25 protein-coding genes are annotated in these 22,668 nt (G+C 43.2%); 20 read left to right on the top strand and 5 right to left on the bottom strand.

The annotated features are described in order from the left end of the window. Positions 1 to 42: 42 nt before the first annotated feature. Positions 43 to 1,083: a CAP domain-containing protein gene (locus tag B5354_RS15605; RefSeq protein WP_079529729.1), complete on the top strand. Its 1,041-nt coding sequence runs from the start codon at positions 43 to 45 to the stop codon at positions 1,081 to 1,083. 60 nt (positions 1,084 to 1,143) lie between these two features. Further along, positions 1,144 to 1,515: a spore coat protein YlbD gene (ylbD, locus tag B5354_RS15610; RefSeq protein WP_079529730.1), complete on the top strand. Its 372-nt coding sequence runs from the start codon at positions 1,144 to 1,146 to the stop codon at positions 1,513 to 1,515. A gap of 118 nt (positions 1,516 to 1,633) precedes the next feature. Here ylbD and B5354_RS15615 read toward each other — a convergent pair whose 3' ends face one another. Beyond that, complete coding sequence (locus tag B5354_RS15615; protein WP_079529731.1) at positions 1,634 to 2,542, bottom strand: cation diffusion facilitator family transporter; 909 nt, start codon at positions 2,540 to 2,542, stop codon at positions 1,634 to 1,636. A gap of 355 nt (positions 2,543 to 2,897) precedes the next feature. Here B5354_RS15615 and B5354_RS15620 point away from each other — a divergent pair, with 355 nt between their 5' ends. The 3 genes from B5354_RS15620 to B5354_RS15630 all read left to right on the top strand — a co-directional run bounded on the left by B5354_RS15620 (position 2,898) and on the right by B5354_RS15630 (position 5,846). Continuing rightward, complete coding sequence (locus B5354_RS15620; RefSeq protein ID WP_139377183.1) at positions 2,898 to 4,826, top strand: copper-translocating P-type ATPase; 1,929 nt, start codon at positions 2,898 to 2,900, stop codon at positions 4,824 to 4,826. A gap of 121 nt (positions 4,827 to 4,947) precedes the next feature. After that, positions 4,948 to 5,385, top strand: a complete 438-nt coding sequence (locus B5354_RS15625) for a YlbF/YmcA family competence regulator (RefSeq protein WP_079529733.1) — start codon at positions 4,948 to 4,950, stop codon at positions 5,383 to 5,385. A gap of 185 nt (positions 5,386 to 5,570) precedes the next feature. Beyond that, on the top strand, positions 5,571 to 5,846 hold the full coding sequence (locus tag B5354_RS15630) for a YlbG family protein (RefSeq protein ID WP_079529734.1): 276 nt from the start codon (positions 5,571 to 5,573) through the stop codon (positions 5,844 to 5,846). 52 nt (positions 5,847 to 5,898) lie between these two features. On the opposite strand, the gene B5354_RS15635 is transcribed toward B5354_RS15630, so the two are convergent. Beyond that, complete coding sequence (locus B5354_RS15635; RefSeq protein WP_079530606.1) at positions 5,899 to 6,288, bottom strand: DUF7147 family protein; 390 nt, start codon at positions 6,286 to 6,288, stop codon at positions 5,899 to 5,901. A gap of 375 nt (positions 6,289 to 6,663) precedes the next feature. On the opposite strand from B5354_RS15635, the gene rsmD reads away from it, so the two are divergent. Continuing rightward, positions 6,664 to 7,260 (top strand): 16S rRNA (guanine(966)-N(2))-methyltransferase RsmD, encoded by a 597-nt coding sequence (rsmD, locus tag B5354_RS15640; protein WP_079529735.1) that lies wholly within the window; start codon positions 6,664 to 6,666, stop codon positions 7,258 to 7,260. Next, positions 7,257 to 7,736: a pantetheine-phosphate adenylyltransferase gene (gene coaD / locus B5354_RS15645; protein WP_079529736.1), complete on the top strand. Its 480-nt coding sequence runs from the start codon at positions 7,257 to 7,259 to the stop codon at positions 7,734 to 7,736. Before rsmD ends, coaD begins: the two co-directional genes overlap by 4 nt. A gap of 279 nt (positions 7,737 to 8,015) precedes the next feature. On the opposite strand, the gene ylbJ is transcribed toward coaD, so the two are convergent. Further along, positions 8,016 to 9,335 carry a sporulation integral membrane protein YlbJ gene (gene ylbJ / locus B5354_RS15650; protein ID WP_245804808.1) on the bottom strand — a complete coding sequence of 440 codons (1,320 nt, stop codon included), beginning with the start codon at positions 9,333 to 9,335 and terminating at the stop codon, positions 8,016 to 8,018. A gap of 13 nt (positions 9,336 to 9,348) precedes the next feature. On the opposite strand from ylbJ, the gene B5354_RS15655 reads away from it, so the two are divergent. Then, positions 9,349 to 10,140 carry a patatin-like phospholipase family protein gene (locus B5354_RS15655; protein ID WP_079529737.1) on the top strand — a complete coding sequence of 264 codons (792 nt, stop codon included), beginning with the start codon at positions 9,349 to 9,351 and terminating at the stop codon, positions 10,138 to 10,140. Further along, the gene (locus B5354_RS15660; RefSeq protein ID WP_079529738.1) at positions 10,140 to 11,165 is read left to right on the top strand and encodes a SepM family pheromone-processing serine protease; all 1,026 of its coding nucleotides are present in this window, start codon (positions 10,140 to 10,142) and stop codon (positions 11,163 to 11,165) included. Before B5354_RS15655 ends, B5354_RS15660 begins: the two co-directional genes overlap by 1 nt. A 44-nt stretch (positions 11,166 to 11,209) precedes the next feature. Here B5354_RS15660 and B5354_RS15665 read toward each other — a convergent pair whose 3' ends face one another. After that, positions 11,210 to 12,412, bottom strand: coding sequence for a nucleotidyltransferase (locus B5354_RS15665; protein ID WP_079529739.1), 1,203 nt, complete (start codon positions 12,410 to 12,412; stop codon positions 11,210 to 11,212). A gap of 226 nt (positions 12,413 to 12,638) precedes the next feature. Between B5354_RS15665 and B5354_RS15670 the strand changes: the two genes are divergently transcribed. From B5354_RS15670 to B5354_RS15685, 4 genes are all read left to right on the top strand, one after another. Continuing rightward, entirely contained in the window at positions 12,639 to 13,163 is a 525-nt protein-coding gene (locus B5354_RS15670) for a YceD family protein (protein WP_079529740.1), read from the top strand. Between the two features lie 48 nt (positions 13,164 to 13,211). After that, a complete protein-coding gene (rpmF, locus tag B5354_RS15675; protein ID WP_079529741.1) occupies positions 13,212 to 13,385 on the top strand; it encodes a 50S ribosomal protein L32 in 174 nt (57 codons plus the stop codon). Positions 13,386 to 13,478: 93 nt separating this feature from the next. Beyond that, positions 13,479 to 14,249 (top strand): enoyl-CoA hydratase/isomerase family protein, encoded by a 771-nt coding sequence (locus B5354_RS15680; protein ID WP_079529742.1) that lies wholly within the window; start codon positions 13,479 to 13,481, stop codon positions 14,247 to 14,249. A gap of 61 nt (positions 14,250 to 14,310) precedes the next feature. Further along, on the top strand, positions 14,311 to 14,787 hold the full coding sequence (locus B5354_RS15685) for an RsfA family transcriptional regulator (protein ID WP_079529743.1): 477 nt from the start codon (positions 14,311 to 14,313) through the stop codon (positions 14,785 to 14,787). A 54-nt stretch (positions 14,788 to 14,841) separates the two neighbouring features. Here B5354_RS15685 and B5354_RS15690 read toward each other — a convergent pair whose 3' ends face one another. After that, the gene (locus B5354_RS15690) at positions 14,842 to 15,318 is read right to left on the bottom strand and encodes an N-acetyltransferase (protein WP_079529744.1); all 477 of its coding nucleotides are present in this window, start codon (positions 15,316 to 15,318) and stop codon (positions 14,842 to 14,844) included. A 165-nt stretch (positions 15,319 to 15,483) separates the two neighbouring features. Here B5354_RS15690 and B5354_RS15695 point away from each other — a divergent pair, with 165 nt between their 5' ends. The 7 genes from B5354_RS15695 (at position 15,484) to B5354_RS15725 (ending at position 22,637) form a co-directional block, all read left to right on the top strand. Next, a complete protein-coding gene (locus B5354_RS15695) occupies positions 15,484 to 16,359 on the top strand; it encodes a ketopantoate reductase family protein (protein ID WP_079529745.1) in 876 nt (291 codons plus the stop codon). Next, positions 16,356 to 16,736 carry a DUF3397 domain-containing protein gene (locus B5354_RS15700; RefSeq protein WP_079529746.1) on the top strand — a complete coding sequence of 127 codons (381 nt, stop codon included), beginning with the start codon at positions 16,356 to 16,358 and terminating at the stop codon, positions 16,734 to 16,736. Before B5354_RS15695 ends, B5354_RS15700 begins: the two co-directional genes overlap by 4 nt. Positions 16,737 to 16,892: 156 nt before the next feature. Further along, positions 16,893 to 18,518, top strand: coding sequence for a bacillithiol biosynthesis cysteine-adding enzyme BshC (bshC, locus tag B5354_RS15705; RefSeq protein WP_079529747.1), 1,626 nt, complete (start codon positions 16,893 to 16,895; stop codon positions 18,516 to 18,518). Positions 18,519 to 18,677: 159 nt separating this feature from the next. Further along, positions 18,678 to 19,109 (top strand): division/cell wall cluster transcriptional repressor MraZ, encoded by a 432-nt coding sequence (gene mraZ, locus B5354_RS15710; protein ID WP_079530608.1) that lies wholly within the window; start codon positions 18,678 to 18,680, stop codon positions 19,107 to 19,109. A gap of 24 nt (positions 19,110 to 19,133) precedes the next feature. Next, a complete protein-coding gene (gene rsmH, locus B5354_RS15715; RefSeq protein WP_079530609.1) occupies positions 19,134 to 20,114 on the top strand; it encodes a 16S rRNA (cytosine(1402)-N(4))-methyltransferase RsmH in 981 nt (326 codons plus the stop codon). Then, on the top strand, positions 20,111 to 20,476 hold the full coding sequence (gene ftsL, locus B5354_RS15720) for a cell division protein FtsL (RefSeq protein ID WP_079529748.1): 366 nt from the start codon (positions 20,111 to 20,113) through the stop codon (positions 20,474 to 20,476). Before rsmH ends, ftsL begins: the two co-directional genes overlap by 4 nt. 22 nt (positions 20,477 to 20,498) lie before the next feature. Next, entirely contained in the window at positions 20,499 to 22,637 is a 2,139-nt protein-coding gene (locus tag B5354_RS15725) for a penicillin-binding protein (RefSeq protein ID WP_079529749.1), read from the top strand. Positions 22,638 to 22,668: the final 31 nt, after the last annotated feature.

The raw sequence follows: 22,668 nt of genomic DNA on the forward strand, positions 1-22,668 counted from the left end.
GCTTATAGTATAGTAAGAAGGTTAATAGGAGGGAGTTGGGCGATGAGGAATTCGATTGCTGTGGGATTGCTGTTTATTCTGTTAAGTGGGGCCTGCTACTTGTTTATTGATCAGACAGACCCTCCAGAACCTCAATCAGCTGAGCCCATCATAGAGACAGAGCCACCTGCGCAGGCTGTTACGAAAAATAGTCAGGCAAAGCAGGAAGAACAGAAAACATTCTTTTCCTGGCTTGGGACTTCAAGTGAAGAGATTCTATCACAGTTTAAGGAGCCGGATAGAATTGATCAAAGTCCATATGGGTATGAGTGGTGGGTATATTCGGGAGAAGGTCGTTATTTTCAATTCGGTGTACTCGGTGGGAAAGTAGCTACGGCAGTTACTTTTAGCGAAAATCCAAACGAACAGCTGGTTATTGGGACAAGCTATCATCAATTAAACCAGACTTACAATTTCCAATCAGATGTGTCGATACGAAATGGAATGTATGCTTTTCAACTTACCGAAAAAGATATAGAAGCACGGCCGCTTATTCCACTAAACGAGGAATGGTCTGCACAGCTTTATTTTGATACATTTACTGAAGAGCTATCAGCTGTCCGTGCAGTTAGAAATGATATTTTATTGGAACAGCAGCCCTATCAACTTACGTATAGAGGGGATCTTCCGACACCTCAGATCCTTACGGCAGAGGAGTGGCAGGAGATCAATCAGGGCGCTGAGCAGCAAATCTTCGAGATGACCAATTATATCCGACAGAGACATGAAGTGGACTCGTTAAAGGTCCATGACAAGGCGGCGGAGGTAGCGTTCAGTCATAGTAAAGATATGAATGAACATAATTACTTCTCTCATCATTCAAAAAATGGCGATGGTGTCGGGGAAAGGCTCAGGGAAGCGAATGTTCCCTATACGAGAGCAGGCGAAAATATCGCAGCACAGTATATCGATGCGACTGCCGCTATCCATGGATGGATAAATAGCAAAGGCCACCGTGAATCCTTGCTGGATGAACGATACACCCACTTAGGAGTTGGCGTGGATCAATTGTATTACACTCAAAATTTCCTCGCGCTGCCTTGAACATATTATAGGCAAAATGCATAGGCTGAAGAGTAGTTTTCTATAGTGAGGTGTGTACACATGAGTGAAAAGGTCTTGCACCCAAGCGTCCAGCAATTTAAAGATTTTGTAGATGCCAATCCTAATGTGAAAAGTCAACTAAGGAAGAACCATAAACTTATCCAAAGCTATTACGAAAAGTGGATGATTCTAGGAGAGGATGATCCGTTCTGGACATCCTTACCAAAAGCCAAAGCAAAAAATGATGGGAATAAAAAGGATTGGATGAAGCAATTTGGAGATCTGATGCAGGATGTCAATTGGGAAGATGTTTCTAAGCATATCGATGAACTGAATGGAGCGATCGGACAGATTCAACAGCTGATAACTAACATTCAGCAGGAAAACCAGCATAAGGCAAGGCAAGAGACTATTGGATATCCTTATTATTAATCAGTAAAATACTTTATCAAAACACCAATCCCAGAGAAAGATTCTCTGGGATTTTTCTTGTGGCGACTATGCTGAATTATTTTTCTAAAAGAGCGGAAGAACTAAAGTGATCTTACACTTACCTTCTTTCCCAATCCCAGTGATTTTCCTGGTCTTTAACGGGTGAATTCACATCTTCAAGCTGAAGGGTAGAGTGTTCAATTCCGAACTCTTCCTTTAACATCTGGGTGGCTTGGAGAAGGATTTTGTCACGGTCGCTGTTCGTTTTGACTTCTAAATGACCACTTAATGCTGGATATCCAGAGGTGATCGTCCAAACATGTAAATCATGAATGTCCTCAACGTTTGGAATGCTTAACAATGTTGTAGTTACCTCTTTCATAGTAATGGTTTCTGGGGTTCCTTCCATAAGTACATGGATCGAATCCTTTGTAACCCGCCAGGCACTAATAATGATGAGAATGGAAACGACTACGCTGACAATCGGATCGGCGAGGTTCCAGTTAAAGAATAATATTAGTAAAGCAGCAACGATAGCTCCTACCGAACCGAGTAAATCTCCGAGCACATGTAAAAAAGCACTTCGCATGTTTAAGTTTTCCTTGGTATCCCCTTTGCTTCTTAATATCCAGGCGACAATGATGTTAATGACCAGTCCCAGAAAAGCTATTCCTAACATCCCGTAGCTGGCAACGGAAGGAGGTTCGAGAAATCTCTGGTACGCTTCTATGAAAATGTAAATGGATATGGCAAACAATGTAATGCCATTGAACAGCGCAGCTAACACTTCAAATCGCTTAAATCCGTATGTCTTCTCATCTGTAGCTTGTTTATCTGCCATTCTAAAAGCTAACAGGCTCAACCCTAAGGAGAACGAATCGCTTAACATATGACCAGAATCGGATAGAAGCGCAAGGCTGTTTGTAAATAATCCACCCAGAAACTCAGCAATCATAAATCCGCTTATAAGGATAAAGGTAGTGAGCAATGCCTTTTTATTGGCAGTATGACCATGGTTTCCTGACATACATATATCCCCCATTTCTATGGTTTATTGTTTGTCGTTGACTGTAAATCATTCACCTGGACCATTTGTTCAGTCACCTTTGTTCTAAAAAAATGTATTTTTAATCTATAGCAAATCAAGGATCGATCTATAGGTTTTTAATATACCCGTGCAGGGTATAAGTATAAAGGTGGTGCAAAAAGGCGAACATAATATCACGCATTAGGAGGGGTTTAGAGTGCCAAAAGAACATGAACATCATCATATAGGACACGAAGGTAATGGGAAAGAACATTCACATCAGCACCATAAGGGTGACCATCATCATCACGATCACGAACATGATGGACACGACCACCACAATCACCACGAACATATGGTAGCAGATTTTAAGAAGCGATTTTATATTTCTCTTCTATTTACGATTCCAATATTGTTCCTATCTCCTATGATTCAAAATTTTGTTGGTCTCGAATTTGCTTTTCCATTTGATCAGTATGTGTTATTTACTTTGGCTACATTTGTCTTCTTCTATGGGGGATGGCCATTTCTAACTGGGGCCGTGGATGAGCTAAAAAATAAAAATCCAGGGATGATGACACTGATTGGTCTTGCCATTGTCGTCGCCTATGGCTATAGTTCCCTGGTGGTTTTCGGCTGGGAAGGTCGTAATTTCTTCTGGGAGCTCGCCACGTTAGTCGATATTATGCTGCTTGGTCATTGGATTGAGATGAAATCGATCATGGGAGCCTCAAATGCTTTACAGGAACTGGTTAAACTCATGCCAAATGAGGCGCATCGTATCAACGAAGCTGGGGAAACAGAAGATGTGCCGATTCATGAGCTGAGTCATGAAGATCATGTGCTAGTGAAACCTGGTGAAAAAATACCTGTGGACGGCACTATCATCGAAGGAAAGTCAGCGATCGATGAATCGATGTTAACAGGGGAGTCCGTTCCTGTTGAAAAGACGCAGGAAGATGAAGTGATTGGCGGTTCGATTAATAAGGAAGGCAGTCTGACTATTGCCGTGAAAAATATTGGTGAGAACACTTACCTTTCACAAGTCATCAACCTTGTTCAAGAAGCACAAAGTTCAAAATCTCGTGCACAGGACTTAGCAAACCGGGCGGCGAAATGGCTGTTTTACCTGGCATTAGCGGCGGGGATTGTGACTTTTATCATTTGGATCGCGATCGGAGCGGCCATCGATGTAGCAGTAGAAAGGATGGTCACGGTTATGGTGATCACTTGTCCGCACGCATTGGGACTCGCTGCACCATTAGTCGTCGCTGTTTCAACCGCTATATCTGCAAAAAAAGGTCTGTTAATTCGAAATCGTACTCAATTCGAGAACGCGCGCCAGTTGGATGCGGTTATTTTTGATAAAACCGGAACTCTCACAAAAGGCGAATTCGGGGTTACGGATATTATTCCCGCTGGGAGCTTTGAGAAAAAAGACGTGATTTACTGGGCAGCAAGTGCTGAACAGAATTCAGAACACCCGCTGGCGAGAGGAATCATCGAAAGAGCTGAGGAACTCGATGTTTCTCTGGATGAGGTCGAGAACTTTGCATCCATGACAGGGAAAGGACTGCAAGGGGACGTCGCGGGAAAACAAGTAGCTGTTGTCAGCCCGCGATATGTAAGAGATGAAGATATATCCTACGATACTACATCATTTGAAAAACTTTCGGAAGAAGGGAAAACAGTTGTGTTTGTTCTGCTCGAAGGACAATTGGCCGGCATGATAGCGCTGGCTGATATGGTACGGGATTCAGCGAAAGAGGCAATAACTGCTCTTAAGGAAAAAGGAATCCATTCGATCATGTTGACCGGTGACAATCAGAAAGTGGCCGATTGGGTTGCTGAGCAGCTCGATATGGATGAAGTGTATGCAGAAGTACTGCCTGATCATAAAGCAGATCAAGTAAAGAAAGTTCAGGCAGATGGAAGAAAAGTAGCTATGACAGGGGATGGAGTCAATGATGCCCCAGCCCTGGCGACAGCGGACGTTGGGATCGCAATCGGCAGCGGAACAGATGTAGCTGTCGAAACCGCTGATATCGTTTTAGTTAAAAGCAATCCAAAAGACATTGTATCGGTTGTGGAATTATCCCAAAACACGTATAAGAAAATGGTTCAGAATTTATGGTGGGCCGCAGGATATAATATCGTCGCTATTCCATTAGCTGCAGGGGTCCTGGCTCCGATTGGAATAGTTCTGAGTCCGGCCGTGGGGGCTATCCTCATGAGTCTGAGTACGATTGTGGTAGCGATCAATGCCAAGTTACTCAAAGCTTAACGGCTGGGTATCGCGGGGGAAAAAAGCTGTTGTCATCAAAATCCTTCTAGAAGAATAGCGTGCTTCTGCATTTTATTCTACTTGTATATTTGGTACAATATAGGAGGAGGTGACACCAACTATGTTAGCCACAATGGAAATTGTCGATATATTAGACCAGTCTGAATCGATCGGTAAAATGGTTATGGATTCAGAGGTCATGCAAAACTACCAACAAGCTAAACAAGAGCTTGGGTCCGATGCAGATGCACAGAGGCTGATTCAGGATTTCACGAATATGAAAGATCAATACGAAGACGTGCAGCGCTTTGGTCGTTACCACCCTGATTATAGCAACATTATGAAACGTGTCAGAGGTGTGAAGCGTGAGATGGACATGCATGAGAAAGTGGCTCGTTTTAAGAAAGCAGAACGTGAAGTACAAAAGCTGCTGGATGAAATAAGTCAGAATGTTGCCTTTAGTGTCAGTGAACAGATCAAGGTTCCGAGAAACGGAATGGTGTTTACAGACTCAGGATGCGGATGTGGATCTGGCGGAGGCTGTGGTTGTGCTTCGTAACATAATATAAGGAACTGACAGGTGTTTAGGGCATCTGCAGCAGACATAAGGCGCCTGATTCTCTTTTTTTAATATATGAGAGTCAGGCGTTTCGTTTCTATTCTAGCTTTTAACTTAACGATGATTGAAGAAAAGTGATTCATTTGGTAAAATCATCATAAATACAGTACAAAGTAGGGAATTATATGAGGGTGAAACGACAAGGAATCATTGTATATTTTCAACATATGAAGAATATTCGCCAAATTAAAAAACATGGTCATTTAATCCATGCTTCTAAAAAGCAAAAGTACGCCCTTCTTTATGTGGATCATGAGGACGCAGAGTTTAAGATGGAAAAACTGGAGCGTTTACCATTTGTCTCGCGTGTTGATCTTTCCCATAAGCCTGCCATTCGAACGAACTTTGAGAATGCTAAACCGGATAAAGCCAAGCAATATGATTATAAGATGGGAATTTAACAGGCGTTTGTTTCATAACAAACGCCTGTTATTTTTTTGAATTCCCTTCTGCTCATGATAAAGGTGCTATAAACTTATTGGTTCTTAATATACCGATTAAGTATTGGTAGTACAGGTCTGTCTCGGGAAAAACATTCGATGGCTTCACGGTAAATTCGCTGACTTGCTTTTGATGATTTTCTACCATATTTTTAAACAGCTCATAGCGTTTATTAGGCTGTTCATGTGGATTAGGAATGCCCTCTCTGCAAAGGTAGATCGGCTGAAATTTTTGTTCGGGAGTAGGCTTCATAATTAAGGCTAAGGAAGCAACGGGACGGTTTGATTTTTCACTAAAGAAAGCAATGGCGTGCTGGATGCGCTCAGGCATAAGCCGCCCCAGTTCCACAAGTTCATAAATATCTGCATAGCCTTCGCCGAGTTCAATAAATTTTTGAATCAATGGGTATCGTCCTTTCAAATGGTCTACTCCTTACTTTAGCATGGGCCAGCAACTCATGGGAAGTGATTACGAGTCTATGGAGAGGGATAGAAGTTTACGATAAGTGTTGCAGACAAAAAAATAGAGCTGCCCCACTAAGGGACAGCCCTTCTTTTTGCTTCTATGATATGGAAACAAAAAGCAAAGGGAGAGGAGAAACCGGAAGAAGGACCTATGGGGAATTAAGTCTCTTCCGTTTTCCGAAGCAGATAGATCTGCCTCACAACTAAGTATCACCACTTCTAAAATGATTTATACGAACAATAGGGATTATTTGCTGAAAAAATCGCTTGATGTATGAAACGTTTTCAGCTCTTGACGATTTGTGGTAGGATTATGTTGAATGTGGATGAAAGAGGGGTGCAAATGATGCGAGTCATTGCGGGTGTACATAAAGGCAGACAACTTAAACCTGTACCGAATCATAAAACTAGACCCACGACGGACAAAGTGAAAGAGTCTTTGTTTCAAATCATCGGTCCTTTTTTTGACGGCGGACAAGTTCTTGACCTATTTGCTGGCAGCGGGGGACTTGGCATTGAAGCTTTAAGCCGCGGTGCGGAGCATTGTGTGTTTGTGGATCAGCAGCACAAAGCAATTCAGGTCATTCATGAGAATCTGGAGACCCTCAGTCTAAAGGGGCAAGCTGAGATATTTAGAACTGATGCGCACAGAGCGATTAAGGCGGCTGGGAAAAGAGGACTGACTTTTCAATACATATTTCTCGATCCCCCTTATAAAAAGTTTTCCTACGAAGAACTGCTGGAAGCTCTGATTCATGAGGAACTGATTGATAGCGGGACAACCGTCGTCTGTGAACATGATGCCGCTGAGGATATTCCTATGCAAGTAGGGAAACTTAAACAAATAAAAACAGAGAAATACGGCAGTAATATCGGTGTTTCTATTTTTAGATATGAGGTGACAGAATGACTAGGTTAGCAATTTGTCCAGGCAGTTTTGATCCTGTGACATACGGACATTTAGATATCATTCAACGCGGGGCGAAGGTGTTCGATCACCTTATCGTGGCTGTGTTTAATAATCAAAGCAAGGCGCCGTTGTTTGATGTACATGAGCGTGAAGCATTATTGGAAGAAGTAACAGCTGATCTTCCTAATGTTTCAGTGGATGCTTGTGACGGACTGTTAATGGAGTATGCGGAAGGTAAAGGGGCTCAAGCGATCATTCGAGGATTGAGAGCTGTTAGTGATTTTGAGTATGAAATGCAGATTACATCGATGAACCGGAAACTTAATGAAGAAATTGAGACCTTTTTTATGATGACGAATAATCAATATTCATTCTTAAGTTCAAGTATCGTCAAAGAAGTTGCCAAGTACAGAGCCAATATTTCTGATTTGGTTCCACCGACTGTTGAGAAAGCGCTGCAAAATAAATATAAATAAGCAAGAGGGTGTCTCCAAAATAGGGCACCCTCTTTCTTTGTGGTTTTTTACATATTTTTTACACCTCAGGTCATCCATTCATTTCCATTTAGGCCCTATCTCAATTAAATACCTTCCTAACTCAGCGACAATACGACTTAACGAACAAACATAATGTCTTATCTATGGTTAAGATCTGATTAGCGGTAATGCTGTCATCCATTTGTGCGCCCGATTGAGGTAAGTTCAGAAGTGGTGGATGTTGTTCTCAAGTTATCTGTTCGGGTCCACGTGAATGACTCATCCCCTTTTCTTCATCCAAATGAGGCAAAAAGTTAGAGATAGCAGACAAAGCGTAAAGATCGGACCGTAATTTTCAAAAAAAGTCATCCAGTGATTATGTGGATCATGTGTTCCTGTCCATACATTGAGCGAATCTTCAGCAACACCGAAATATGGATAAAAAATCATCATGAGAAGAGCGGCGATGGTTCCATGGGCCAGTCTCGCCCAGGCATATGGTGCGAAGCGAATATCTGTATCAGCTAAGATGCTGGCAATTTGAGCTTGAATAGACAGCCCGTGAAATCCTAGTATGAAACTGACGAAGACCAATTGAGCTAATAAAGAAGTATTTGTATCGGTCAATGCTGAAACACCGGTTGTTATTTCGAACAATCCTGCTGTTAATGGCAGATGGAATACTTCAGGAATTCCGATCAAACTGAGCAGGATAGCAGATACATGGATGACATCTGTTTGTTTTAACAAATCTGTTACGACGGAAAACATCATAATAAAGCCTCCGACGAGGATTAAGGTCTGGACGGAGCGCATGACAGAATCTCCAAGCAGCTGGCCAAACGGGCGTCCATCATTCATCCTTGTCTGGTGCAAAATGTGAAATGCTTCTTTTATCGATTTTTTATGAGAGTGGCCAGTCGGCTGGTCTGCCCTATAACGATAAAAACGCATTCCAAGTCCAACTAGAAAGTTTCCGCCGTAATGAGCAGCAGCGATCATCAGCCCCAGGCCTGTATTACCGAAGAATGCACCTGCTACCACACCGAAGAGGAAGAGTGGACTGGAAGCATTCGAAAACGCTACGAGTCGTTCTGCTTCTATCTTTGTGACCTGGCCGTTTTCCCGTAAATCTTTTGTCCATTTTGCCCCTGCCGGATATCCACTCACCATCCCCATCACCCAAACAAATCCCCCTGCTCCTGGCACATTAAATAATGGACGCATAAACCGTTCGCATAATGCCCCAACTCCGTGGACGACACCGAACCCGAAAAGCAATTCAGCAACGATGAAGAACGGCAGCAAAGATGGAAATACTTTAGTCGCCCATAAGTCTAGTCCTCGTAAACTGGCGGATAAGACCGTATCAGGATACATGATAAGGGCAATGGTAAAAAAGATAGATAGGAAGGTGAAAGCGACGGTCGTTAATTTAGCGATAGCCATCACACCTTTACACGTCGTTTTCTGTACTTCTAAAATCATCCATAGTAAAATGAGTATAGATTTTACATCGTAATGGTTGTCCCCACTTATATGTACGCTCATAAGTAACGCAGATATACCATAAAATAGAATCAATCGATTTTCAGTCAAGGAGAGATGTCGTGTGGAGCATCCTAAAATAGGGCTGGCCCTTGGCTCAGGGGGTGCTCGAGGGTTTGCGCATTTAGGAGTACTTAAGGTGCTGAGTGATCATGGAATTCCGGTACATTTGATCGCTGGAAGCAGTATGGGGGCCCTCGTCGGTTCATTTTATGCAGCGGGACAACGGATTGAAGACCTGTATAAGTTAGCCTTCACATTCAAACGGAAGTACTACCTTGATTTCACTGTTCCTAAAATGGGGTTCATTCAGGGACGAAGAATTAAGGAGTATATCCGTTTATTTACGTTTGGTAAATCCATTGAACAATTTAATCTGCCCATGTCGATCATTGCGACAGATTTATCAGCCGGAACGAAGAAAGTATTTCAAAATGGTCCTGCAAGCGATGCTGTTCGAGCTAGCATAGGGATCCCTGGGATTTTCGTCCCAGAAAAAATTAATGATCGTTTGTATATCGACGGCGGAGTGATTGACCGGGTGCCCGTCTCGGTAGTTAAGCAAATGGGCGCCGATCTGATTATTGCAGTTGATTGCTCTCATTTTGATGCTGATCCAAGCATTCATTCTATCTATGATGTTATTTTCCAGAGTATCGATATTATGCAGGACCAACTGTCAACAGCCATGGGGATTTCCTCAGATGCAGATGTGATGATACGTCCTGAGGTGACCACGTACAGTTCCCGCGCATTCACTAATATTAAGGAAATTATTGAGGCAGGGGAAGCAGCAACCACATTGCAGATCGACGCGATTAAACACAAGATAGCTAATTGGAAGGGGACATCATAATGAAATCGAATAAACGGATTATAATAACTGGAATCATTACGATTTTAATCGTTGCATTTCTCGGAGCTTATCGATTACCTTATTACATTTACAAACCGGGAAGCGCTGATGCCCTGGACCCTTTTGTTGAAGTGGCCAGCGGGTATTCCAGTGAGGGTGATATGCATTTAGTAACTGTCCGAGGCGGGCAGGCTACACCGATTCAGTGGCTGGTCGCCAAAGTCAGACCATTTTATCAAGTTCATCCTTTAGATGAGATCAGACCAGAAGGCATTTCTGAAGAGGAATATTTTCATGCCCAGCTCAGAATGATGGAATCTTCTCAGGAGGCTGCCAAGGTGGTAGCCTATCAAGCGGCTGACAAAAATATTGACATTAATTACGAAGGAGTCTATGTTGTCAATGTGTTAAAAGGAATGCCTGCGGCGGATCATCTTAAAGCGGGGGATGAAATTATTCAAGTAGATGGGGAAAAGATTAATGAATCAACAGAACTGGTTGAGTATGTCGACGGATTTAGTGAAGGAGAGACGGTATCGCTGACAATTAAACGAAACGGGGAAAAGCTGACAAAAGAGATCGAACTTGCTACTTTCCCCGAAAATCCAGATAAAGCAGGTGTCGGCATATCGCTTGTAACCGACCGCACAGTGGAAGTGGATCCTGAAGTTAAGATAAAAAGCGGTGAAATTGGCGGGCCTAGCGCCGGGATGATGTTTTCACTAGAAATCTATGATCAATTAACAAAGCAGGACCTCACAAAAGGCTATGAGATCGCTGGTACTGGTGAAATTAATTATGAAGGTCAGGTAGGCAGAATCGGCGGGATTGGTAAAAAGGTAGTAGCAGCTGATGAGGACGACTGTGACATCTTCTTCGCTCCAAATGAAGAGGGAAGAGAAGGTTCTAACTATGAGATGGCTAAGAAGGCAGCAGAAGAGATCGGAACAGATATGAAAATTGTTCCGGTTGATACCTTCCAGGATGCACTTAACTACCTGAAAGATCTAGAACCAAAAGAATAGAAGTACTAAGAATGCCGCAAACTTCGCATGCGGCATTCTTCTTTTTATATTCGAACGGGAGGTCCGTACTCTGTGGCTATTTGTTTGACCCTTTCCTTAGCAGGAAGCACGCTGTAGTATGCGGCGACAGCTCTTTCTTCGAATTCCAGCAAAGGATGGTCTGATTGCTGGGGCTGGGTAATCAGCGGAACTTCCATTCGTTTTTTTTGTTTATTCAAATAGGTCTGGCCTGTTTTATTCATACCAAGTACACGTACATAAGGCGTCTGTGTGTTCAGAGCCTGTTGGGCTTCGTTCTTGATCAGACCTGTTAGAATGTGGACACATGTCCGTTGCAAACGTGTCCATGTATATCGTTTCGTTTTTACCGTATCAATGAGCTGGTCAAAACTTGTGGCTTTCTTAGCCGCTTGCTTAAAACGATGCTCCAGCCCTTCGTCCATGCCGTGAATCACCTGTAATTGTTCTGCAGGAAGAGTAAGAAGTTTATACTGAAGCAAGTCAAAGTAATGCTCCCATTCATGCCAGAGGCCATTCTTATGTCTGTAGCGGGCCAGTTCGTCGGCTGTCAGTGTTGGCATAGCCTCGCGCGCTTGTGCCGTCATTTTATGATGGGCCAGTAAATCTTTGCGTATACTTGTAGCACTGGCGATTGATCCGCCCATCTGCTGGTCATGGTATTGGCTTCCAGTCCGTTTAATGGTAAGCGGAGTAATCTGTTTATGACGGGTAAGCATTTGTTTCATGTAGCTGTATCCCAGAGTGTTATTGGGCTGACCAAGGTCAAGGGCCTCGAGTCCGATCGCTTTGTAGGCAAAACGAGCTGCTTCCGGATAAGACAGCCCTTTATCCATCTGCTGACGTAAGCTGCTATGGAATTCTTCTCCGTGCTGCTTTAATGTTTCGTGCGCCGCCAGAAACGGGGCGATTTCACCATTCTCGCTGCCAAAACAAATCGCATCAACTCCAGCGTAAGACAGCGTATCGACAGCACCCTGACTAAAATAATCACTATGCTGGACGGCAAAAACATAAGGCAGTTCCAGCACCAAATCAGCTCCCGACTGTAATGCGGCTCTGGTTCTATGCCATTTATCGATGATAGCGGGTTCGCCTCGCTGCAGGAAGTTCCCGCTCATCACGGCAATCATACAATCTGCACGAGCAGCTTGCCTGCTTTGCTCGATGTGATAAGCATGACCATTATGAAACGGATTGTACTCGACAATGACTCCACAAGATTTCATCGTATGAAAGTCCTCCTTCGTTTAATACTAGAGCATAACGGACCTATTGAATCCCTGCTGTTTATATCTTATCATGAAGATAGTATAAAACTTTTCATCTATAAGTAAAGGGCAGGTTCTAAAAGACTGGGATTTTACATGCACGTGTAGAAGGGTGTAAAGAAAATATATTGACAAAAAGCTCAAATCCTTTTACAATAACTCTTGTTGCCATGGGGTGATAACTATGAAATTTCCTCTACAAAAATTAAATCAGGCGGGCGATGATCCGTTTGTTTTTGAAGACGATGTAGACATTCGCGAATTAGAGGATATGAATAACGACATTCGCAGGATTTCTCCTGTTCATGTAGAAGGTCAAGCCAGAAGACGCGGTGATGATATCTCGGTGACTTTTTCCGTTAAAGGCGAAATGATTTTGCCATGTGCAAGAACATTAGTCGATGTGGAATACCCTTTTCAAATTGAGGCGCGGGAAGAATTTAACCTGTCTCCCTATTATGAAGAGGAAGATGAAAGCGAGATTCACCCTATTAGTGGAGAAATGCTTGACTTAACGCCTTATATCAAGGAAAATGTACTATTAGAGGTTCCAACTCGGGTATTTTCAGATGATCAAGAGGCACATGATCAAGCTCTTACAGAGGGTAAGGGCTGGCAGGTGGTTACAGAGGAACCGGAGGAGAAGAAAGTGGATCCTCGAATGGCTAAGCTGCAATCATTATTGAATGAAGAAGAAAATAACGAATAAGAAGATCATTATGGTTTTCTCGGTCGTAAATAAAAGGAGGTGTACAACATGGCAGTACCTAAGCGTAGAACATCCAAAAAGGTAAAAAACCAACGTCGTACTCATAAAAAACTTCACGTACCTGGTATGGTAGAATGCCAAAACTGTGGAGAGTATACAAAACCACACCATGTTTGCAAATCTTGTGGACAATATGATGGAAAGCAAGTGGTTGAACAGTAAGATCTGTACGGAAAAAGGGCCTGAATGTCAGGTCCTTTTTTTTGCAAAAAAAGAAGTTCATGAATGATATCATACGAAAAAGGGAGCAAACCTATGGAACAAGTAACACTGACTGTATCTGACGACGGGTATGGACTGGTCACGCTAAATCGTCCGCATAAAATGAATGCGGTTACAAAACAGATGGCTGCCGAACTTCTTACCGTTTTAGAACAAGTGAAGAACATGGATCATCTTAAATGTCTCGTTATCCGCGGAGCAGGGGACCGAGCATTTTGTGCAGGCGGAGACTTAACAGAGCTGCATGGTGATTTAACGAGTGAACAGGCTTATCACACGCTTTTGCCGATGAAACAGGTGCTGCATGAGCTGGTCTGCTTTCCGGTCCCCACGTTCGCGTTTCTCAATGGTCAGGCTCGTGGCGGAGGATGCGAAATTGCAACGGCTTGTGATTTTAGATATGGTTTAGCGGACGGAAGCTATGGGTTCGTTCAAGGCCAGTTAGGCATCACGCCAGGCTGGGGCGGCGGGGAAATTTTATATAAACGAATTCCCTCTAATGTGGCTGCACATTGGTTAATGGATGCACAGATGTACAGTGCAAACCGGACCTTAGAGATTGGCTGGTTACATAAGATCGTGACTAGGCAGCAAATGGACGGAAAGGAATTACTACATCCTTTTTTAGAAAAATCGGTGGAACAATTGCATGTCTTCAAGCAGCAATACATAGAAAAGCTGTCTATAGAAGGGTTATCACAGCACATGGATCGAGAAGTCCACGATTGTGCCGGGCTATGGGAAACTGAGGCGCATGTAAATGCTGTGAGAAGGTTCGCCGCATCTTCCAGAAAAAACTCATAAATACGATTCTATCAACCTCTTCTTTTGCATAACTATAAGCAAACGATAGAGGAGGGATCAAATGGACGCCCCAAGACAAGATGCCTGGAAGGGTGAAGAAGATGTGCTTCTTGCCCAGACGGTGCTGCGCTATATCCGGGATGGAAGAACCCAGCTGGAAGCCTTTCAGGAGGTAGCACAGCAGCTGAAACGAACCCCCGCAGCATGTGGGTTCCGATGGAATGCTACAGTAAGAAAGGATTATCAGAAGGACATACGTGAAGCGAAGCAAAATAGAAAGTCGAGATCTGTACTTGGGCAAACAGCTCTACAAAAGGAGTCGCCCATCTCATTTGATGATGCCATTTCTTTTTTGAAAGAGATGAAAACGAGTCAGCATTCATCGTATGATCATGAACAGCTTCAAAGCAGGCTGCATCAGTTAAATGAAGATAATGTTAAATTAAAGGACCAATTGAAGGAGCTGGAACAAGCGTGGAGTGAAATGGAAAAGCTTGTGACTTATGTGAAAAAAAGCAGGCCGCAAACCTACACATAATGAGAGAAAGAAAAAGGCCCTACACAGCATTGTAGCGGCCTTGTTTATTTTATATTAAACTTCTCTTTCTTTTACACCTGAAGGCATCCAGATCAGCGGGTTCTCACCGAGGTCACGCCCAACATCGTAATGAGCCTTTTGGAAGTCCATTTTTTCCCAGAAAGAGTGGGATTTAATTCTTGGATTTGTCTTGATAGGCAAATTAAAGCTTTTCGCGAAATCTACCATTGCTTTTCCAAATCCTTGGTCACGATAGTCTGGCAGTACTTCTAATTTCCAAAGCTCCAAGTAGTCTTGTGGCGGGTTAAAGTAATGATCGTATTTCGCCCGGACACGATAAAGGCTCATTCTGCCCGCTAAAGCGTTTCCAAAGTAGACTCCGAAGAAAGGTGACTCGCTGTCATTCTCGACAATGTTGCTTTCAAGGTCTTCGAGCATCGCTAATTCTTGATTGCCATATTCTTTAAATCGTTTAAATTCTTCTAATGTTTTATAATTAACTAATAATGGCTGAACTTTATGCTTCGTCATCACGTGGAATTCCCCTTTCAAAATTCTGTATCTCTCCCTAATTATAATATAAAAATATTCAGAATGAAATGAATGACCCTCATATTTATAAAAAGCCATTCCCTGTTTTAGCGGAAGTTTGCTACAATAAGGAAAAAAGAGGCTTTAAGGAAATGAGGGAATGCCATGGAAGTGGGAATTATTGGCGGTGGTGCGATTGGGTTATTGATAGCCTCACACTTACATGAAGTACATAACGTAACTCTTTATGTCAAACGGGAGGAACAGCGTAATCGTCTATCCAGAGCAGGCGTATCTTGTTCTTCGTTACCTCATCCCGCCCATTTAGACGTTCAGTTGTTTGCAGGTCAGCAACTGGAGCATGACTTGGTTATACTTGCTGTTAAACAGCCGACCTTACCTTCCATCATTGACAATCTGCGTACAGAAGCTCCACTACTTTTTTTACAAAATGGAATGAACCATCTCGAACTCGTCTCCCATGTATCTAATCCATGCCTGATCGGTGTCGTTGAACATGGGGCTCTCAAGGAAAGTGATACGGCTGTGGACCATAAAGGTCAGGGGAAAATTGTGATTGCCGCCCATCATGGAGGAGAAGTGATCCAAGAGTGGGCAGCGAGATTATCAACTGATGCGTTTTTGTTTGAAGCTGAACAAGCATACTTTCCGATCCTGGCTGACAAACTAGTGGTAAACACGGTCATCAATCCTCTGACAGCTCTTTTTCACGTTCCCAATCACATGGTTATGGACAATCCTTCCATTCAATCATTGGCTAAACAGCTGTGCAGCGAAGCGTGCCGTGTTCTTAATCTATCCTACGCCGACCAATGGGATCGTGTTGCCGCTGTGGCTTACAATACGGGAGAGAATCAATCATCAATGCTTCAAGATATTCGTCTTGGAAGGAAAACAGAAGTGGACGCCATTTGCGGGTATATCGTGAAGGCAGGTAAGGGAGAGGCCCCTTTTCATGAATTTGTAACGAAAGCAATTCATGCCCTGGAAATACAATCGGCTAAAGGGGAAGCACAATGATTACTATCCTCAGCTATATTATTGCTGCTTTAGTAACCATGCCGTTGTTATTTTTATTGATTAGTTACTTTTTCGCGATGAAATGGCACCGTTATAAGAAAAAAGCTGTCCGGCAGTGCACACAGTTTACGGTTCCATTTCTAGTATTAGCGATTCACGTCTTGCTGCTTGTCTTATTTGAGGAGAGTTACTGGGCCTGGATTATTGTTTTTTTACTGGTCATTCTAAGCTTATCTGTTATTATTCAGTATAAAGTATATGAAGAGGTCCAACTGGGACGGTCGTTTATTGTATTTCTGAGGCTTAGCTTTGTAGTGCTGCTGGTCGTGTACATGGGCTTGACGGCATTTGGTCTCGCTGACAGGCTGTTTCTCTAATTTTTTTAAGTGTTAGAGGGGAGCTGACACAAGGATCACCATACAATTTCCGAAGAGATATGCTTTTTAGCAAACAGATTAGGTGAACTCTCCGGCGCTTTTTTGTACAATACATAAGGGTACATAACAACCTGAGCATAAAAGGAGACGTTCATCATGCGAATCGATCCCGTCAAACTAAATCAGAAGAATGTTTTAGTAGACGACTATTTACATCATTATAAAAATGTGGAAGATAAATTTGAATACGACCCTCATCATGAAGGTACGTTACAAAAACGGGCTGAGTATGTGCGGGAGCGCGCATTCAATCGTGAGGAACTGGCTGATATTCTCATAATGATGAATAAACAGTGGGAGGCTCCTTCGCACACCTTCACCATGATTGAGAAACTTAGAAATGACCAGACGATGGCCGTAGTGGCTGGGCAGCAGGCTGGGTTATTGACAGGGCCTTTATACACCGTTCATAAAATTATTTCAGTGATTCAACTAGCAAAACAACAGGAAAAGGAGCTTGGCACACCTGTCATTCCAATCTTTTGGATTGCCGGGGAGGACCATGATTTTGCTGAAATCAATCACGTGATGATGAAGAGCGAACAAAGAATGAAGAAAGTCCAGCTGCAGTCACAAACTGATCAGAAAGCTTCTGTGTCAGATTTGCCTTTTGATCGCGAAGCCGTGGACTCCTGGTTAAAGAAAGTTTTTGCTGAAGTAAAGGAAACAGAAATTACGCGCGACTTTTACCAAACAGTGGTCAGCCACATGAAACTTTCCTCAAGTTACAGTGAGTTTTTCGCCCGTTTGCTCTATACCCTGTTTAATGAAGAAGGGTTAATCATTGTAGATGCGCATCACCAGGGCATCCGTCAACTGGAATCTGGTTATTTTGAGCAGATGATTCATGAAAATGAAACCATTGCAGAAGGCGTATGGGCAGCGATTCAGCGAAACAGACAGCAAGGATATCCGGTGTCGTTAGATAGTGAGGCTGCTGATGCTCATTTGTTCTATCATCACAACGGGGAGCGAATTCTGCTTGCGAGAGGTGAGGAAGGAAGTTTCCGTGGTAAAAAGAATGAAGTGGAGAAGACAAAAACAGAACTGCTTCAAATCGCACAGGAGTCACCTTGGCAATTAAGTAACAATGTGGTGACAAGGCCCCTTATGCAGGAATTCTTACTTCCGGTTTTGTCTTTCATTGGCGGACCAGGTGAAATCAGCTATTGGTCTGTGCTCAAACCAGCTTTTCAGGCAGTTGGGTTACAAATGCCGCCTGTATATCCGCGATTATCTTTTACGTTGGTTGATCGGAAGGCTGAAGCAGCGCTTCGTGAACTGCACTTGGACATGAAGCAAGTTCTTGAACATGGGACTGCAAGTGAAAAGGTAAAATGGCTGGCGGCGGCAAGCAACCCGCCTATTGAACAGATGAGCGAGCAGATTAAACAAGAGATGGCAAACATACATCAGCCGCTTCGTGAAAAAGCGTCTGAACTCGGCCCTGACCTTGAAGCGCTGGCAGAGAAGAATTTAGACTATCTCAAGCAAATGGTGGAGTTTTTAGAACACCGGATGCTTCAAACGATTGAAGAAAAATATCAACGGGAGATGAAGACATTTAAAGAGCTGGATCTGCTGCTTCACCCCGAAGGAGGATTACAAGAGAGGGTGTGGAACATCACTCCATGGGTAAACACATATGGAATGGATGTATTTAAGCGAATCAACGATCATCAGCTTTCCTTTACTCATCCGCATTATGTGGTGTATGTGTAAATCCCCCCACAATCCCCCACAATGAAAAAATAAAATAAAAACCTTGAAAATCTTGCCCCTCCAGGCAGGATTTTTTTATTATTTAAAGAATGATAAAAAAGTAAGTGGTGAAAAGTGGAGCGATGTGGTAGGATGAATGTAGAAGGTGGGGAAGAGTCTATGTTCATGGGCGAATTTCAACATAACATTGATACCAAAGGACGAATTATCGTACCTTCTAAATTTCGTGACGAACTCCAGGACGGCTTTGTGCTGACGAGGGGTTTGGACCAATGTTTATTTGCCTATCCTATGAATGAGTGGAAGCTGCTTGAAGAGAAACTGAAAAAGCTTCCATTAACGAAGAAAGACGCCCGCGCCTTCACGCGGTTTTTCTTATCCGGGGCTGTTGAATGTGAAGTAGACAAGCAGGGAAGAATAAATATCCCTCCACCGCTTCGAAAGCATGCTCTGCTTGATAAGGAATGTGTCGTTATTGGTGTTTCCAACCGTATTGAATTCTGGAGTAAGGATCAGTGGGAAACGTATTTCGAAGCATCCGAAGAGTCTTTCTCTGAGATTGCAGAAAATATGCTGGATTTTGATATTTGATTGATAGAAGAAACGAGTGAGTACATGTTCGAACATTATAGTGTGTTAAAAGAAGAAACGATAAAAGGGTTACATATTCGACCGAATGGTGTGTATGTAGATTGTACGTTGGGAGGAGGAGGTCACGCAGAAGAGATCGCTTCCCGGCTCGGGGAAGGCGGGCAGTTAATCGCCTTTGACCAGGATGAGCATGCACTCGAAGCAGCACGTGAAAGATTAGCCCCTTATCGTGGACGAATCACCTTTGTTCATGCCAACTTCAGGCAATTGGAAGAAAAATTGGCAGAACTGAGCTATGACCAGGTGGATGGAATCGTTTATGACCTCGGTGTTTCAAGTCCGCAGCTTGATGTGGCTGAGCGAGGGTTTAGTTATCATAACGATGCTCCGCTTGATATGAGGATGAACCAGTCAGAGGAATTATCAGCGTGGCATGTGATTAATGAATGGCCTTATGAAGACCTCGTACGCATCTTCTTTAAATATGGAGAAGAAAAATTTTCTAAACAAATTGCCAGAAAAATTGAGGCAGCTAGAGAGCAGCAGGCGATCGATACGACAGATCAGCTTGTAGAACTCATTAAAGAAGGGATTCCGGCTCCGGCACGCAGAAAAGGCGGGCACCCCGCTAAACGAGTGTTTCAAGCCATCAGAATCGCTGTGAATGACGAGCTGGGAGCTTTTCAGGATACCCTGCATCAGGCAGCCAGAGTGGTAGGCGTAGAGGGACGAATCGCTGTCATCACCTTCCATTCACTTGAAGATCGATTGTGCAAACAAACCTTTAAGAAATGGAGTTCGAACCCTCCATTGCCGAAGAATATTCCGGTGATTCCGGAGGACAAACAGCCTCCGTTTACTTTAATTACAAGAAAGCCTATTACAGCAGATAACGATGAACTTGAAGACAATAGACGATCACGATCAGCCAAGCTCCGTGTGGTAGAAAAAGTGAAACCGTGGTCAGAAGAATTTAAATTTGAAGAAGGGTGGAAGCAAACATGAGCACTGAAAGAGTAAGAGATTTGCAACAGCCTGTACAAGAACCGAATAAGCAGCAGCCCAAAGTAAAAGTTCATAAGAAGCAATGGATCAGTACGGGAGAAAAGTTTTTATACAGTGCTTTTACAGGAGTCGTAGTTGCTGCTTCTATCTTTATGGTTAACTTTACCTCTTCGACAGATACGCTAAACCGAAATATTCAGCAACTTGAACAGGAAGTGAAGCAGCAGGAAGCACACAATGAAACCCTTGCTTACCAAGTAAAAGAACTAAGCAACCCAGACCGTATCCTAGAGATTGCCAAAGAACACGGCCTTGACATTCAGAATGCTAAAGTGAAGCAGGCAGGCTACTTAGGAAACTAACTCCATAGAAGGTGGTGTCTTTATGAAAAGTCCCAATACACATAAAGGTGCCGCTTTGTTGATCATTCTTTTTTCAATCATGTTCCTTATTATTGCCGGGCGATTTCTTTATATTGAAACAACGGCTGAAGTAGAAGGGGTTAACCTGGAAAAATGGGCTGAAGAAAGCCGAACAACTTCCTATCAGTTGGACGCAAGCCGCGGTAAAATTTTTGACAAAAATGGAATGGTGTTGGCGTACGATCGTCCCACCTACCGTTTATATGCAATTGTTGATCCTGCTTTTACTACTAATAAAGAGGATCCTAAACACGTAGATGATATTCAGGAAACAGCCTCAAAGCTGGCTCCAATATTAGATATGGATGCTGCAAAGATGGCCGAAACGATGACGGAAGCGCAGGAAGCTGGAAGATTTCAGGTTGAGTTTGGAAGTAAAGGCCGGGAGATCTCCCGCAAGACTATGAAGAAAATTAAGGAAATGGATTTAAGCGGAATAAAGTTTGATCAAAGATCTAAGCGGTATTATCCAAACGGGAAATTCGCCTCGCACATCATCGGTTTTGCCCGAACGGAAAACGGACATATCAACGGTGTGACTGGCGTTGAAAAACAGTTGGAGGAATATTTAGAAGGCGAAAAAGGTAAAATTTCCTATGAACGTGATAAATATGGTATAAAGCTTCTGGATCCAAACGAAATATTGAAGCCGCCGGATGATGGGGAAAATGTCCATCTAACCATTGACCAGAAAATCCAAACCTTCCTGGAGGATGCGATGTCTTCTGTCCAGGAACAGTACAAGCCGAAGAAAATCATGGCAGCTGTTATGGACCCGGAAACTGGACAAATTCTGGCCATGAGTAACCGGCCAAGTTATAATCCTAATGATATTGGGGATGTGGAAAACTGGTACAATGACGTGATTTCCTATCCATTTGAACCAGGATCTACAATGAAAATGTTCACGTGGGCCGCTGCGATTGAAGAAGGGGTCTATAATGGAAAAGAAAAATTCAAATCCGGTTCATATGATATCGGTGAGAATTACAGGGCGATCCATGATCACAATTATGAAGGATGGGGAAAAATCACCTTTAATGAAGGGTTCAGACGCTCCTCTAATGTGGCAGCAGCCAAGTTGGCAATGGAGAAGATCGGGCCACAGACATTTAGAGAATATCTGTCCGCATTTCATTTTGATCAGAAAACAGGGATAGACCTGCCTGGCGAAGCGAAAGGGAAGCTCCTCTACAATTATCCAATTGAGAAAGTGACGACATCATTTGGACAGGGGACGACGACGACACCGATTCAATTGATGACCGCCGCCACTTCGATTGCGAATGACGGGGAGATGATGCGTCCGTATGTACTCTCCAAAATTACCGGAAGTGATTCGGATAAAACGATTGAAATTAGTGAACCTGAAGTCATAGGCGAGCCGATTTCTGCTGAAACTGCTAAGAAAATGCGTGGTTTATTAGGCAGTGTTGTAACAGGCGAACATGGGACAGGAGCTCCTTATAAGCTAGGAGATTATTCTGTAGCCGGGAAAACAGGTACAGCCCAAATTCCAAGCCCTGACGGCGGGTATATGACTGGAAGAGAGAATTACATCTTCTCTTTCCTTGGAATGGCACCTAAAAAAGATCCGGAACTTCTTATGTATGTAGCTGTACAGCAGCCAGAACTTGAGCCGACTGAAACTGGATCTGCACCTGTGTCTTATATCTTTAAGACCGTAATGGAGAACAGTTTGCATTATCTTGATATTAATCCAGATAAAAATAATGATCAGCAGGTGGAAACACAAGAGCTTCAAGATGTGACAAACATGTCTACGAAAGAGGCCGTGGCTCAATTACAGAAAACGTATGAGCATGTTTCCGTGGTAGGAAATGGTGGTAAAGTAGAGGCCACCCTCCCAGAAGCAGGGGCGACAACGCTGAATGGCGAGCGTATTATTGTCATTACCGATCAGCCCACGATGCCTGACCTTACTGGATGGTCGTTACGGGATGTCCAAAGGCTGGCAGACTATTTTAATTTAAAGATGGAAACTATGGGTAGTGGATATGTTTCGAAACAAAGCATCGCAAAAGGTTCTAAATTAAATGGTGATGGTTATCTGGTGGTCGAACTTTCGCCGCCGCAGTAACCCTAAATGAGCAGTGTTCTAATCGTTCTGT

Origin of the sequence: Halobacillus hunanensis, from assembly GCF_900166655.1 — a bacterium.
Taxonomy (GTDB): Bacteria; Bacillota; Bacilli; order Bacillales; family Halobacillaceae; genus Halobacillus_A; species Halobacillus_A hunanensis.

Coding starts and splice junctions, on each gene's coding strand:
- B5354_RS15660 (WP_079529738.1), top strand. CDS start 10,140: ATGAAATCGAATAAACGGATTATAATAACTGGAATCATTACGATTTTA.
- B5354_RS15615 (WP_079529731.1), bottom strand. CDS start 2,542: ATGTCAGGAAACCATGGTCATACTGCCAATAAAAAGGCATTGCTCACT.
- B5354_RS15690 (WP_079529744.1), bottom strand. CDS start 15,318: ATGACGAAGCATAAAGTTCAGCCATTATTAGTTAATTATAAAACATTA.
- rsmD (WP_079529735.1), top strand. CDS start 6,664: ATGTTGAATGTGGATGAAAGAGGGGTGCAAATGATGCGAGTCATTGCG.
- ftsL (WP_079529748.1), top strand. CDS start 20,111: ATGAGCACTGAAAGAGTAAGAGATTTGCAACAGCCTGTACAAGAACCG.
- B5354_RS15725 (WP_079529749.1), top strand. CDS start 20,499: ATGAAAAGTCCCAATACACATAAAGGTGCCGCTTTGTTGATCATTCTT.
- B5354_RS15625 (WP_079529733.1), top strand. CDS start 4,948: ATGTTAGCCACAATGGAAATTGTCGATATATTAGACCAGTCTGAATCG.
- mraZ (WP_079530608.1), top strand. CDS start 18,678: ATGTTCATGGGCGAATTTCAACATAACATTGATACCAAAGGACGAATT.
- coaD (WP_079529736.1), top strand. CDS start 7,257: ATGACTAGGTTAGCAATTTGTCCAGGCAGTTTTGATCCTGTGACATAC.
- rsmH (WP_079530609.1), top strand. CDS start 19,134: ATGTTCGAACATTATAGTGTGTTAAAAGAAGAAACGATAAAAGGGTTA.
- B5354_RS15700 (WP_079529746.1), top strand. CDS start 16,356: ATGATTACTATCCTCAGCTATATTATTGCTGCTTTAGTAACCATGCCG.
- B5354_RS15695 (WP_079529745.1), top strand. CDS start 15,484: ATGGAAGTGGGAATTATTGGCGGTGGTGCGATTGGGTTATTGATAGCC.
- bshC (WP_079529747.1), top strand. CDS start 16,893: ATGCGAATCGATCCCGTCAAACTAAATCAGAAGAATGTTTTAGTAGAC.
- B5354_RS15670 (WP_079529740.1), top strand. CDS start 12,639: ATGAAATTTCCTCTACAAAAATTAAATCAGGCGGGCGATGATCCGTTT.
- B5354_RS15620 (WP_139377183.1), top strand. CDS start 2,898: ATGGTAGCAGATTTTAAGAAGCGATTTTATATTTCTCTTCTATTTACG.
- ylbD (WP_079529730.1), top strand. CDS start 1,144: ATGAGTGAAAAGGTCTTGCACCCAAGCGTCCAGCAATTTAAAGATTTT.
- B5354_RS15630 (WP_079529734.1), top strand. CDS start 5,571: ATGAGGGTGAAACGACAAGGAATCATTGTATATTTTCAACATATGAAG.
- B5354_RS15680 (WP_079529742.1), top strand. CDS start 13,479: ATGGAACAAGTAACACTGACTGTATCTGACGACGGGTATGGACTGGTC.
- rpmF (WP_079529741.1), top strand. CDS start 13,212: ATGGCAGTACCTAAGCGTAGAACATCCAAAAAGGTAAAAAACCAACGT.
- B5354_RS15665 (WP_079529739.1), bottom strand. CDS start 12,412: ATGAAATCTTGTGGAGTCATTGTCGAGTACAATCCGTTTCATAATGGT.
- B5354_RS15685 (WP_079529743.1), top strand. CDS start 14,311: ATGGACGCCCCAAGACAAGATGCCTGGAAGGGTGAAGAAGATGTGCTT.
- B5354_RS15605 (WP_079529729.1), top strand. CDS start 43: ATGAGGAATTCGATTGCTGTGGGATTGCTGTTTATTCTGTTAAGTGGG.